The 13,027-nt window shown below is 66.1% G+C and carries 11 protein-coding genes and 1 pseudogene; 6 read left to right on the forward strand and 6 right to left on the reverse strand.

Annotated features, from left to right (window positions below; translation table 11 throughout):
* Nucleotides 1-92 precede the first annotated feature (92 nt).
* The 3 genes from QA642_RS01540 to QA642_RS01550 form a co-directional block, all read right to left on the reverse strand.
* A complete protein-coding gene (locus tag QA642_RS01540) occupies nucleotides 93-1,253 on the reverse strand; it encodes a TAXI family TRAP transporter solute-binding subunit (RefSeq protein ID WP_283083074.1) in 1,161 nt (386 codons plus the stop codon).
* Between the two features lie 18 nt (nucleotides 1,254-1,271).
* Nucleotides 1,272-1,985 (reverse strand): hypothetical protein, encoded by a 714-nt coding sequence (locus QA642_RS01545; protein WP_283083075.1) that lies wholly within the window; start codon nucleotides 1,983-1,985, stop codon nucleotides 1,272-1,274.
* Nucleotides 1,986-2,575: 590 nt separating this feature from the next.
* A complete protein-coding gene (locus tag QA642_RS01550; protein WP_283083076.1) occupies nucleotides 2,576-3,550 on the reverse strand; it encodes an NADPH:quinone oxidoreductase family protein in 975 nt (324 codons plus the stop codon).
* A 218-nt stretch (nucleotides 3,551-3,768) separates the two neighbouring features.
* On the opposite strand from QA642_RS01550, the gene QA642_RS01555 reads away from it, so the two are divergent.
* From QA642_RS01555 to argG, 6 genes are all read left to right on the forward strand, one after another.
* Nucleotides 3,769-4,608 (forward strand): SDR family oxidoreductase, encoded by an 840-nt coding sequence (locus QA642_RS01555; RefSeq protein ID WP_283083077.1) that lies wholly within the window; start codon nucleotides 3,769-3,771, stop codon nucleotides 4,606-4,608.
* Nucleotides 4,609-4,725: 117 nt separating this feature from the next.
* Complete coding sequence (locus QA642_RS01560) at nucleotides 4,726-5,370, forward strand: invasion associated locus B family protein (RefSeq protein ID WP_283083078.1); 645 nt, start codon at nucleotides 4,726-4,728, stop codon at nucleotides 5,368-5,370.
* A gap of 200 nt (nucleotides 5,371-5,570) precedes the next feature.
* Complete coding sequence (rlmN, locus tag QA642_RS01565; RefSeq protein ID WP_283083079.1) at nucleotides 5,571-6,773, forward strand: 23S rRNA (adenine(2503)-C(2))-methyltransferase RlmN; 1,203 nt, start codon at nucleotides 5,571-5,573, stop codon at nucleotides 6,771-6,773.
* Between the two features lie 134 nt (nucleotides 6,774-6,907).
* Nucleotides 6,908-7,402, forward strand: coding sequence for a hypothetical protein (locus QA642_RS01570; protein ID WP_283083080.1), 495 nt, complete (start codon nucleotides 6,908-6,910; stop codon nucleotides 7,400-7,402).
* An 83-nt stretch (nucleotides 7,403-7,485) separates the two neighbouring features.
* Nucleotides 7,486-8,262, forward strand: coding sequence for a phosphatase PAP2 family protein (locus tag QA642_RS01575; RefSeq protein ID WP_283083081.1), 777 nt, complete (start codon nucleotides 7,486-7,488; stop codon nucleotides 8,260-8,262).
* 93 nt (nucleotides 8,263-8,355) lie between these two features.
* Nucleotides 8,356-9,693, forward strand: coding sequence for an argininosuccinate synthase (gene argG / locus QA642_RS01580; protein ID WP_283083082.1), 1,338 nt, complete (start codon nucleotides 8,356-8,358; stop codon nucleotides 9,691-9,693).
* A 193-nt stretch (nucleotides 9,694-9,886) separates the two neighbouring features.
* Here the strand turns inward: argG and QA642_RS01585 are convergent.
* The 3 genes and pseudogenes from QA642_RS01585 to QA642_RS01595 form a co-directional block, all read right to left on the reverse strand.
* A pseudogene (locus tag QA642_RS01585) lies at nucleotides 9,887-12,108 on the reverse strand (OmpA family protein).
* Nucleotides 12,109-12,274: 166 nt separating this feature from the next.
* Nucleotides 12,275-12,535 carry a hypothetical protein gene (locus tag QA642_RS01590; protein WP_283087134.1) on the reverse strand — a complete coding sequence of 87 codons (261 nt, stop codon included), beginning with the start codon at nucleotides 12,533-12,535 and terminating at the stop codon, nucleotides 12,275-12,277.
* 82 nt (nucleotides 12,536-12,617) lie between these two features.
* Nucleotides 12,618-13,004 carry a VOC family protein gene (locus QA642_RS01595; RefSeq protein WP_283083083.1) on the reverse strand — a complete coding sequence of 129 codons (387 nt, stop codon included), beginning with the start codon at nucleotides 13,002-13,004 and terminating at the stop codon, nucleotides 12,618-12,620.
* Between the last annotated feature and the right edge of the window lie 23 nt (nucleotides 13,005-13,027).

The raw sequence follows: 13,027 nt of genomic DNA on the forward strand, positions 1-13,027 counted from the left end.
CCTCTCGATTCAATCGCTGACGTCCCGGAGTACTGGATCGCCCGGTCAAGCCGGACGATGACGGCTGTATGTGGAGCGACGAGACGCGCCCGCTACTTCTTCCCCGTCTCCGCCCGCGCGTTCTCCGCGTCCCACGCCTGGAATTGCTTGAACAGCGTTTCCTTGTCGGCATCTGACACTTTCGCGGCCGCGGGATTCTGCTTCAGGAATGCCTCGAAGCGCTGGCGCGTCACCGGCTCGACGCCGTGCTTGTCGAGCCATTGCTGCGCCACAGGCAATCTATTCCAGCCGGCGAGCGGGGCGGGGAGCGAGACTTCCTTCCACTTGGGATGGAACGGCGGGTTCTGGAGCGCGGGGAATTTGGTGAAGAACGCGTCCACGAACAGCGCGAGCTTACGGTAACGCTCGGTGTTCGGCGCCCAGTTATAGGCCGCGAGCACCGCGGGCACCGCGATCGTGTCCACGCTCTCGCCCTCCTTGATCAGGTTCGGATAGTCCTTGGCCGTGAGCGTCGCCGGCAGATAGTCGCTCTGCAGCGGTTTTGCGTAATCGACCTTGGCGAGATGGAAGCGGCCGTCATTGCCGAAGGTCGAGACCGATTTGTACGGCTTGCCTCCGACCACGATGACGGCGTCGATCTCGCCGGACTTCAGCTTCTCCATCGCGATGCGCTGCTCGACATAGACGAAGTTCGCCTTGATCCCGAGCCGCTCGAACACCGTCAGTGCGGTGACGAAGGTCCCGCCATTGGGCAGATCGACGCTGACCTTCTTGCCCTCGAGGTCCTTCAGCGTCGCGATCGACTTCGGCGCGATCACCTGCATCTCTTCATTGTAGAGCTTGGTCACGTAAGTGAACTGTTTCTTGATGTCCTTGGCAAAGCCCTTGCGCTCGAGATAGTCGAGCGTGTCGGCGCGCACGACGCCGAGATCGACGCCTTGCAGGAACAGGATGTCGGCGACGCTCTGCACCGAGCCGCGGCCGACGATCGGCAGCACGCGGATCTTGTTGCCGTCGTCGAGCACGGAGGCAAGGTCGGCGCCGAATTGCACATAGGTGCCGCCGATCGTGCCTGTGATCAGCGTGACGGTATTGGCGTTCAGCGCCTGCTTGGTCGAGTTCGAGCCGAACTGGAAGATGGCCTTCAGGCTGTCCGAGACCTTGGCCGGATCATATTCGGTCTGCTCGGCGCGGGCGGTGAAGGCACAGACGGTCATGATGGCGGCGAGCGCCACTCGATAGACGTTACGCATGGTGTCCTCTGAAGAGTTCTAGTTCGAGAGCTGGCCGAGGCGCTGCCGCGCCTCCGCCGATCCGAGGCTTGCGGCGCGCTGGTACCAGTCGCGTGCGGTGGACGCGTCGCCAATGACGGTCCGCGCATCGCTGGTGCCGAGCACCGCAGGATCATAGGTTTGCGCCAGCAGCAGCGCGGCGGTTGCATCCCTCGCGTTGGCCGCGCGCTCGAGCAGCAGGCGCGCCGCGGCGATGTCGCCGACGCCGATCAGGCTCCGCGCGCGCGTCATCAATCCTGCCAGCGTGTCGGCGTCGAGCGTCCTGACGGGTTCGGGCGGTGGTGGTGCCGGCTGCGCCGCGACAGGCGCGGGCGCTTGCACGGGCGTCTGGGCTTGCAGCGCAGTCTGGTAGGCGCTCGCGATCGCTTCGCGGCTCGGCGCCGGCGGCGCCGGAACAGTCTGCGCGTCGGCGCTGGCCAGCACCGCATTGGTGACGCGGGCCGCGTCCTTGACCGGGGTCTGCCGTGCAGCCGGCGGTGGAGGGGCGAGGGTCTGCAGCGTCGAGGCGCCGGCATAGGCGGCGACGAGATCGCGCAGGTCGGATTGAAACACCCCGGCCAGGATCGTGGCCGCGGAAATCGCCAGAACCGTCCCGAGAATGGCCGGGATGAACCTGGTTCTCGAGCGCAGCGCCTGCGGCGCAAATTCCCGCGGGTCCGGCGCCCCGAGCGGGTCGGACAGGAACAGCGGCATTGGATCGTCCTGTGGAAGATCAGCCCGTGCGGCGCGCGCACGGATGTAGTCCGCCGTGGACGATTGTGACACAAATTTATCGGAGTCGAACGCTCGCGACTCCCTGGACTGACGGTACGCCGTCGTCTCCATGGTGATGCTCCCCATTACTGACGCTACTCAGGGGCATCCCGGCTTCAGTCTTCTTATTATTGTCCAGAAGTGCCCCGCGAACTGGAACCGGTAAATCGCCGTCTGAATCAGCCCAAAAAACGACAGCGGTTTGCGCGAATCAGGAAATATTTGGGTTTGATTGCGGCAAGGCCGGGGAATGCACCGCCATTTTGGCGTATTCCGTTGAGGGTAGATTTACCAAGCGGGCCATGTGCGACGTCGCGCGAACAGCCGCGAGCGCCCATGCTGCCTGTCCCATCATCGGTGTCATGCCCCGCCACCGGGTCTCGCCTTCGGCGAGCCCGAGGACAGGCTCCGGCGGGGCAGCCAGCACGCCGCTGCCTCGCGGTTAAGTCACTCGCGTCTCTGGAATACGGAGTCGCCCGGTCAAGCCGGGCGACGACAATGAGTGTGTGAGGATTGCGTAGGTCGCATCCTCACGGATGCAGGATCACCTTGCCCATGGCCTGACGTCCCGCCAGCACCTTCAGAGCGTCGGCGGTCTGCGCCAGCGGGAAGGTGCGGTCGACATGCGATGAAATCTTTCCTTCCGCGGTCCACTTCACGAGCTTTTCGAGATTGGCGCGGTTCTTCTCCGGGTTGAGCCGGGTCCAGGCGCCCCAGAACACGCCGCGGATGTCGCAGCCCTTCAGCAGCGCGAGGTTGAGCGGCATTTTCGGGATGTCGCCGGCGGCAAAGCCGATCACGAGGAAACGGCCTTCCCAGGCGATCGAGCGCAGCGCCTGCTCGGCATACGCACCACCAACCGGATCGAAGATGATGTCGACGCCCTTGCCGCCGGTGAGTTTTTTCAAGCCTTCCTTCAGATCTTCCTTGGCGTAGTTCAGCGTCACCTCGGCGCCGTGCGCCTTGGCGAATTCGAGCTTCTCGTCCGACGAGGCGCAGGCGATCACCTTCAGGCCCATCAGCTTGCCGAGCTCGCAGGCAGCGAGGCCCGTGCCGCCGGCAGCTCCAAGCACCGCGAGCGTCTCGCCCGGCTTCGGGCTCGCGCGATCTTCCAGCGCATGCAGCGCGGTGCCGTAGATGATGATGATGCCGGCCGCGCGGTCATAGTCGAGATTGTCCGGAATCTTCACGATCGACGCCGCCGGCAGCGCGATCTTCTCGCGCGCGCCGTTGTGGCCGCAGGAGGCGACGACGCGATCGCCGACCTTCAGATCGGTCACGCCGGGACCGATGCTCTCGATCACGCCCGCGACTTCCGCGGCCGGCGAGAACGGGAACGGCGGCTTGATCTGGTACTTGCCCTGGATCATCAGAAGGTCGAAGAAATTCAGCGCCGCCGCCTTGATCGCGATCACGGCTTCGCCGGGACCCGCCACCGGATCCGGCACCTCGGCGAGCACGAGATCGTCGGGCTGGCAATATTGCGAGCAGAGGATGGCTTTCATGGCGGCACCTTGGGTCGTTTCGAGTGGAATTATGGTTAGGCCGTTTCTGCCGGATTTAGGCAGTGGCGACAATCCGGATTCTTTGCCGGATGCCATGTTCGGCCTATCCTCGTCATTGCGAGCGAAGCGAAGCAATCCAGACTATTTCCGCAGGACGGATTCTGGATTGCTTCGATTCGCTCGCAATGACGGTGTGTTTGGAGACAAGGATTCAAACGATGTTTGAAACAGGTCTGCTCAGGGACAAGCGCATTCTCGTCACCGGCGGCGGCTCGGGGCTTGGCGCTGCGATGGGGCGCCGCTTCCTCGCGCTCGGCGCTGAGCTCGTGATTTGCGGCCGCAAGCTCGACCGGCTCGAAGCAACCGCGCGCGAGATGCGCGAAGAGACCGGCGGCAGGGTCACGACGATCGCCTGCGACATTCGCGATGGCGCGGCTGTCGACAGCATGATGGACGCGATCTGGCGTGAAGCGCCGCTCGACATCCTCGTCAACAATGCTGCCGCGACCTTCATCGCTCAGAGCGAGCATCTCTCCTTCCGCGCAGCGGATGCCATCCTCGCACCGACGCTGCACGGCGCGATGTATTGCACGCTCGCCGCCGGCAAGCGCTGGATCGAGCGCCAGCACAAGGGCGTCGTGCTCTCGATCCTCTCGACCTCCACCATCACCGGCCGCGCCTTCACCGTTCCCTCGGCGATGGCGAAGTCGGCGGTGCTGGCGATGACCAAGAGCCTTGCGGTGGAATGGCGCCCGAAGGGTATCCGAACCGTCGCGATTGCGCCGGGCTCGTTCCCGACCGCCGGCGCATCGGGGCAGCTCCGCCCCGAGGGCCGCGACGAAGGCTGGACCACGCGCAACCCGCTTGGCCGTACCGGCGAGCACGGCGAGCTCGCCGATCTCGCCAGCTTCCTGGTCTCCGACCGCGCCGGCTACATCAATGGCGAGATGGTGGTGATCGATGGTGGCGCGCATTTGCGCAGTTCCGGCGCCGAGGATTTGTTGCGCTGGACCGACGCGCAATGGGCCGCGCAGCGCGCCGCGCGATCCAGGGTCTAGTTGCCGCGACTTCCGCTAACTGCCTTCCCAAATTGAGCTTTCCCGGCTATCCCTGCGCCGGGGACAACGCGCAGCCGGGCCATCTTCCAGTCACAATATTGAGGGAACCACTCCAGCATGTGGCGGGTGCTGATTTTAGCTTTGATGAGTGGTGTGCTGGCCGGGGGAATCGCCGGTTCCGCACGGGCGCAGACGTCGCAACCCGCGCCCAAGCCTGCACCGGCTGCACCGAAAGCGGCTGCGCCGGCCGCAAAGACGGCGGCAAAGCCCGAGAGCAAACCGGCGGCCCCGCCCGCTGCGGTTGCCGGCGGCGCGGAGCCGACGCTGATCGGCCAGTTCGGCACCTGGGGTGCTTATTCGGCGACGCCCAACGGCAAGAAGGTCTGCTTCGCGCTGGCAAAACCCTCGTCGTCGAAGACCAATCCGCCGAATCGGCCGCGCGATCCGGCCTATGCCTTCGTCTCGACCCGGCCGGCGGAGAAGGTGAACAACGAAGTCTCGGTCATGATCGGCTACGCGCTGAAGCCGGGGTCGGAATCCTCGGTCGAGGTCGGCGGCGCCGCGTTTGCGATGTACACGCAGGGCGATGGCCTCTGGATCAAGAACGCGGCCGAGGAGGAGCGGATGGTCGAGGCCATGCGCAAATCCGCCGATCTCGTGGTCAAGGGCGTCTCGGCCAAGGGGACGGAGACGACCGACACCTTCTCGCTGAAGGGCCTCGCCCAGGCGCTCGACAAGATCGCCCAGGATTGTAGGCGGTAACGCCTAGTCGTTAAGGCTGAGGGCGATAAGGTCGCAATCGGCAGTTCCGGTTGCTATATAGGGGCGGTTCCAGATTTCTTCCGTCATTCCGGGGCGCGCGAAGCGCGAACTACGGTGCCCGGTTGGGCACCTGAGAATCTCGAGGTTCCGGGTTCAGCTCTTCGAGCTGCCCAGAACGACCACAGCAATTAGGCACATAGATGCAACCGACTGCCGAGCCGCACAACGCAACATTGGTGGAGAAGACTCCACTCGAAACCTATGTGCCGCCGGCAAAGCCGTCGCTAATCGGCCTGTCGCGCGGCGAGCTCGCCGATCGCCTCGGCGAGATCGGCGTCGCTCCCGCCCAGCGCAAGATGCGCGTGCAGCAGCTCTGGCACTGGCTCTATTTCCGCGGCGCCCAAAGCTTCGACGAGATGACCTCGATCTCGAAGGGCATCCGCGCCGATCTCGCGCAGCATTTCACCGTCAACCGCCCCGAAGTCGTGGCCGAGCAGATCTCCAACGACGGCACACGCAAATGGCTGCTGCGTCTGCCGAGCGGCGACAATGTCGAGAAGGCGCATGAAGTCGAGTGCGTCTACATCCCCGATACCGATCGCGGCACGCTCTGCGTCTCCTCGCAGGTCGGCTGCACGTTGAATTGCTCGTTCTGTCACACCGGCACGCAGCGCCTGGTGCGCAACCTCACCGCCGGCGAGATCGTCGGCCAGATCATGGTCGCGCGCGATCGTCTGAACGATTGGGCCGATCGCGAGGACGGCACCCGCCGCGTCACCAACATCGTGATGATGGGCATGGGCGAGCCGCTGTACAATTTCGACGCCGTGCGCGATGCGCTGCTCATCGTCGGCGACAATGAAGGTATCGGCATCTCCCGCCGCCGCATCACGCTGTCGACGTCGGGCGTGGTGCCGAACATCGTGCGCGCCGGCGAGGAGATCGGCGTCATGCTCGCGATCTCGCTGCATGCGGTGCGCGACGAGCTGCGCAACGAGCTGGTGCCGCTCAACCGCAAATATCCGATCAAGGAGCTGCTGCAGGCCTGCCGCGATTATCCCGGCGCCTCGAATGCCCGCCGCATCACCTTCGAATATGTGATGCTCAAGGGCGTCAACGATTCGCTCGACGATGCGAAATTGCTGGTGAAGATGCTCAAGGGCATCCCGGCCAAGATCAACCTGATCCCATTCAATCCCTGGCCCGGCACGGCCTATGAATGCTCGGACTGGGACCAGATCGAAAAATTCTCCGAATACATTTTCAACGCCGGCTATTCCTCGCCGGTGCGCACGCCGCGCGGCCGCGACATCCTCGCCGCCTGCGGCCAGCTCAAGTCGGAGACCGAAAAGCTCTCGGCCCGCGAGCGCCAGGCGCTGCGCGCCATGGCGATGACGGATTAGCTAGACATGTGCGTGCTCTCGCCTCCTCGTCATTGCGAGCGAAGCGAAGCAATCCAGACTGTCACCGCGGAAGCAGTCTGGATTGCTTCGTCGCAAGTGCTTCTCGCAATGACGGAAGTGGTGGTTTTGGCATCATGTCCCTGATCGGCCGCCTCATCGTCATCTTCATCGGCTTCCTCGCCGCCTGCTTCGTCGGCGGGATGATCGTCGTCATTGCGCTGCTGTTTCCGGAGTTCGCCGATCTCGGCGCCGGCCCCGTGGATCAGGGCGCCATCGACATCCTGCTCGGCTTCGGCTTCATCTTCGTCTCGGGCTTTGCGCTGGTGCCTGCGGCGGTGATCGTCGCGATCACCGAGGCGCTCTATATCCGCAGCGCGCTCGCTTATGCCGTCGGCGGCGGTCTCGTCGGGCTCGCCTGCTATCTCGGTCTCGTTCCCTTCCACCCCGACACCTTGCAGTTCGAAGGCATCGTGCGGCGGCATCTGGAAATCATGACCGGCGCAGGCATCGTTGCCGGCGCGGTCTATTGGCTGATTGCCGGCCGCAATGCCGGCGCCTGGCGCATCCCGCCGCCCCCGCACAAGCCGCCTCCGCCGCTGCCGTCGAATTCGCGGCCGGATGTGCGGTGACTTTCTCACCCTCCCCTGGAGGAGGAGGATGGGCACTTCCGTTGGGGTTTCCATCCCTGCCCCACTCCGCTAAACCGCGCGCCATGAACCGGACTGGACTCTTCATCGCCCTGGCGCTGTGGCTCGTGATCGGCGTCGTTTTCGGCCTTTATCCCGAGCTCGATCTCAAGCTCGCGTCACTGTTCTTCGACCCCGAGACCAAGACGTTTCCGCTCAAGCTGAATGAATGGGCCGGCGTCGCGCGTGATGCCGCGATGTGGGTCTCCTGGGCGTTCGTGCTGCCGCCGCTGGTCGCGCTCGTGGTCAAGATGATCCGGCCCGACCGTCCCTTGATGGTGTCGGGGCGCGCGATCGTGTTCCTGCTCGTCACCATCATCCTGTCGGCCGTCATCATCACCAACCTCACCTTCAAGACCTATTGGGGCCGGCCGCGCCCGGTGGTGGTGACCGAGTTTGCCGGCGACCAGCAATTCGTGGCGTGGTGGGATCCGCGTGGCGACTGCGCGCGCAACTGCTCTTTTTTCTCGGGTGAGGGCGCGACCGCCTTCTGGACGCTGGCGCCGGCCGCGCTGGCGCCGCCGCCATGGCGGCCGCTCGCCTATACTGGCGCGGTCGTCTTCGGCCTCGTCACCAGTGGCCTGCGCATGGCCTTCGGCGGCCACTTCTTCACCGACGTCTCGACCGCCGGCCTCGTCACCTTCGTGGTGATCTGGCTCTTCTACGCGCTGATTTACCGCTGGCCGCGAACCCGGTTCTCGGACGCGGCGGTCGATGCCGCCCTGACCCGGCTGAACATGCCCGCCTACCGGCTGCGCCAGCGCCTGTTCGCCCGCAGAGCGGGCGCCGAACCCTCGGTTTGAGCCATTAAATGGGTGCCGAGCCCGGCGAAATTTGTTATTCGCGCGGTCAAGTTCGCAACTTCTTCAGCCCTTTGAGACCCGATTGGAAGCCCCATGACCACGATCCTGAAAAGCCTGCCCAAGGGTGAGAAAGTCGGCATCGCGTTTTCCGGCGGTCTCGACACCAGCGCGGCGCTGCTCTGGATGAAGCAGAAGGGCGCGCGCTGCTACGCCTACACCGCCAATCTCGGCCAGCCCGATGAGGCCGACTACAACGAGATCCCGCGCAAGGCCGAAGCGTTCGGCGCCGAGAAGGCCGTGCTGGTCGATTGCCGCACGCAGCTGGTGCACGAAGGCATCGCCGCGATCCAGTCCGGCGCCTTCCACATCTCGACCGGCGGCATCACCTATTTCAACACCACGCCGCTCGGACGCGCGGTGACCGGCACGATGCTGGTCGCGGCGATGAAGGGGGACGGCGTCAACATCTGGGGCGACGGCTCGACCTTCAAGGGCAACGACATCGAGCGCTTCTACCGCTACGGCCTTTTGACCAATCCTGCCTTGCGCATCTACAAGCCCTGGCTCGACCAGCAGTTCATCGACGAGCTCGGCGGCCGCGCCGAGATGTCGGCGTTCATGACGGCGCAGGGCTTTGCCTACAAGATGAGCGCGGAGAAGGCGTATTCGACCGACAGCAATCTGCTCGGTGCCACGCACGAGGCAAAAGATCTCGAGAGCCTCGACAGCGGCATCAAGATCGTCAACCCGATCATGGGCGTGCCGTTCTGGCGTGACGACTGCACTGTGAAGGCCGAGAAGGTCGTGGTGCGGTTCGAGGAGGGACAGCCGGTCGCGCTGAACGGCCAGACCTTCACCGATCCCGTCGCGCTGTTCCTCGAAGCCAACGCGATCGGCGGTCGCCACGGCCTCGGCATGAGCGACCAGATCGAAAACCGCATCATCGAGGCCAAGAGCCGCGGCATTTACGAGGCGCCCGGCATGGCGTTGCTGCACATCGCCTATGAGCGCCTCGTCACCGGCATCCACAACGAGGACACCATCGAGCAGTACCGCATCAGCGGCATGCGTCTTGGCCGTCTGCTGTATCAGGGCCGCTGGTTCGACTCGCAGGCCTTGATGCTGCGCGAGACCGCGCAGCGCTGGGTCGCGCGCGCCGTCACCGGCGAGGTGACGCTGGAGCTGCGCCGTGGCAACGATTATTCTATTTTGAACACGGAAAGTCCGAACCTCACCTATGCGCCTGAAAGGCTCAGCATGGAGAAGGTCGAGGATGCCGCCTTCACGCCGGCCGACCGCATCGGCCAGCTCACCATGCGCAACCTTGATATCGCGGATACGCGTACCAAGCTCGGTCTCTACTCGAAGACCGGCCTGCTCTCGGGCAGCGAAGGCTCGCAGATCTTCAAGCTCGAGAGCGACAAGGGCTGACACTCTCGCTCTCGTAGGGTGGGCAAAGCGCAGCGTGCCCACCACCTTTCCACGAAGGCAGTGATGGTGGGCACGGCGCGTGCGCGCCTTTGCCCACCCTACGAGTTCGCGGCCCGTGTCACCAGGCCGCGCGTAATCGCCCAAAACAAAAATGGCCGGGATCGCTCCCGGCCATTTGCATTTGTATGTGCCGTTACCGCGGCGGCGCGGTGCCGGGCGGGGGCGGCGGCAGCGAGGCCGTGCCGCCATTGAGCAGCGGCGTGATGCGGCGGATGGTGACGCGCCGGTTGATCAGGCTCGGCCCTTGCGTCTGCTCCTTCAGATACTGCTCGCCGTAGCCCTGCGACGTCAGGTTCTCGGCGGGCACGTTGAACTGCTGCGTCAGCAATTCGGCCGCCGCCTGCGCACGGCGGTCCGAGAGCGACAGATTGTCGACCTCGTTGCCGACCGCGTCGGTGTGTCCCTCGATCAGGAACACCTCGCGCGGATTGCGCTGGATCGCCTGGTTGAGGCCGTCGGCAATCACCTGAAGCCGGGCCGCCTGGTCCGGCGGGATGGTCCACGATCCCGTCTCGAAGTTGATCGTGTTGACGTCGATGCTCGGCATCTGCATGCGAACATTGGGGCTGTAGCGGATCTCATCGAGCGAGTAACGCCGATCGATCCGCTGCACCGGCGGTGCCTGCATGGTCGCGTAGATGACGTCCGGCGATGCTTCCTGGGCATCGACGATGTAGCGATCGTAGGGGATGTTCACGACCGGCGGCGGCACGTCGACATAGAAGCCGCCGACCGACCGCGGATCGCGGTAGCTGTTGTCGATGATGACGATCTCGCGCCCGCCAGGGTCCCTGCGGATTCGCCGTAGCAGCGAACCGTCCGGGCCGACCACGGTGATCACCTCGCTGCCATCGGGACGGATCACGACAGTGCGGGTTTCGCCGCCTTCGTTGAAGGTGCGGATGTCGCGGGCACCATAGCGGAAGCGGTAGAGATCGTTGCCGCGGACATAGGACTGCCCGCCCGGATCGCTGATGATGATGCGATCCGGCTCGGTGTAGACGGTACGGCCGCCCTCGATGACCTCGCGCCGCTGGTTGTGCATGTCGGCGATGGTCGCGCCGATCACGGCGCCGGCCACCACGCCAGCACCGATCGCGAGCGGCGTCAGGTCACGCTGCGGCGGACGCGGCGGAGGCGGCAACGGTGCTGCGATCGTCGGCGCGGCCTGGAAGGCCGGGGCGACCGTCGGCGGACGGTATTGGGCCCGGTCGGGCGGAGGCGTAGCAGCCGCGGAGCCGGGGACGACCGTCGGAGCTGCAGCGCCGGCGGGTGCCGCGGGCCGGGACGGGAGACCGCCCGCCTGGGGCGGCGCAGCCGGAGCTCCGGCCGCGGGCGCGCCAGCAGGAGGCGTTCCACCCTGTTGGCCGGGCGTCGGCGTCGGGGCTGGAGCCGCGCCGGGCGCTGGCGTCGGCGTCGGCGTCGGGGTGGGAGCCGCGCCGGGCGCTGGCGCCGCCGCACCGGGGCGTCCGGGCGGGGTCGGGGTGCCAGTGGGAGCCGGCGTGGCCGTGGCTCCCGGAGCCGGCGATCCAGCGGCCGGCGGCGCGCCCGGGCGTCCGCCGCCGGGCGGCGGTCCGCCGGGACGGCCCGCTGGCGTGCTGCCCGGAGCCGGCGTTGCGGTCGGCGCAGGCGTTGCCGCCGGAGCGGGCGTCGCTGTCGGAGTGGGAGTAGGCGCGGGCGCGCCGGGACGGGCCGCAGGCGCAGCCGCTGCAGGCGGGGTCGCGGGTGTCGGCGTCGCCGTCGGCGCAGGTGCAGGCCGCGCTGGGGGAGCCGCAGCCGGAGGCGGCGGCGGAGGCGTCGGGGTCGGCGGGTGAGCTGCGGGCGGCGGGGCGGCCGTCGGGGCATGCTGTTGCGGAGCCGCGGCAGGCGGCGGCGCTGGCGGAGTCGGCGCCGGACGAGCTGCAGGCGGTGGTGGAGGCGGCGGTGTTGGGGCGTGCTGCTGCGGAGCCGCGGCCGGAGGCGGCGACGGCTGCTTCGGAGCGGCAGGCGGTGGAGGCGGGGAGGCGGCGGCGGCGCAGCCGGGCGGGCCGCAGGCGGAGGCGGTGGCGGCGCTGCTGGGCGTGGCGGTGCGGCGGCCGGCGGGTGAGGCGGTGCGGCAGCCGGCGGCGGCGCAGCTGGTGGGTGAGGCGGTGCAGCGGCGGGCGGCGGTGCGGCCGGACGTGCGGGCGCTGCAGGCGGCGCAGCCGCTGGCGGTGCCTTCGGCGGCTGCTTCGGTTTTCCGTCAGGGCCCGTTTCTTGAGTCTGGGCCTGCGCGACCACGAGCGGCGAAGCGCTTTGCGCATGCGATGCGGAGCTTGCCAATTGCATCGCGGTCAGAGCCGTGGTCGCAAGCAGCACGAAACGAAGGTTGGTCATGTGGTGAACTTCCCCGGAAGGTTCTTTGACGAAGTGTTGGGATGAACAGCTACGCGTTAGGCCGCATTGTGGCGAGCGAAGCAGTGGCGGGCCGATTTATTTCTGCATGCAAATCACGTCACTATGGCGACGTTCATTGCGCATTCAGACGCTGGTTGCAATCGCCTCACATGTGATGGTTCGTCTCATGTGTGATCCGCGGCGAAGTTGCATCCGTCGCAGGATTCGGCGTGAGCGGCCCGTTCGGTCCGCGTGGTGGAATCTCTTCAGGGATGCGGCCCGGCAGTTCGTCGGGCCGTGGTGATTCGCCGGGCTCGCGCACAGGCGGCGTGATTTCAGGCTGCGGGTTGCCCGGCGGAATTCCCGGTGGCGGCTCGCTCGGAGTGCCCGGTGTCGACGGCGGAATCTCAGGCGGTTCGATCGGCATCGGCATCATCAAGATCAGTTGTCCGGAGGACGACAACGATGATGCCGCGCCGATGTTCCTCCCGCGACGTCTCGGAATCCGCCTATTCCGGCGCGTGGCAGACGGCTTCGATGTTGTGGCCGTCAGGATCGAGCACGAATGCGCCGTAATAGTTCGCGTGATAGTGCGGGCGGATGCCGGGCGCGCCGTTGTCGCGGCCGCCGGCGGCCATCGCCGCCTTGTAGAAGGCATCGACCGTGGCGCGGTCTTTCGCTGCAATCGCGACATGCACCGGCTTGTTCATCGCGCCCTCGGCACCGAACCAGAAGTCCGGCTTGCCGTCCGCGCCGAAGCCGGCTGCTGCGGCGTGACCGGTCTGCTCGGCCGTGACTTCCATGATCAGGCCGTAGCCGAGTGGCGCCAGCGCCTTGGCATAGAACGCCTTCGCGCGCTCATAGTCGGAGACGGAAAAGCCCAAATGGTCGATCATCGCAAGCTCCGTTGTTCGTTCCT

Origin of the sequence: Bradyrhizobium sp. CB2312, assembly GCF_029714425.1 — a bacterium.
In the GTDB taxonomy this organism is placed as follows: domain Bacteria; phylum Pseudomonadota; class Alphaproteobacteria; order Rhizobiales; family Xanthobacteraceae; genus Bradyrhizobium.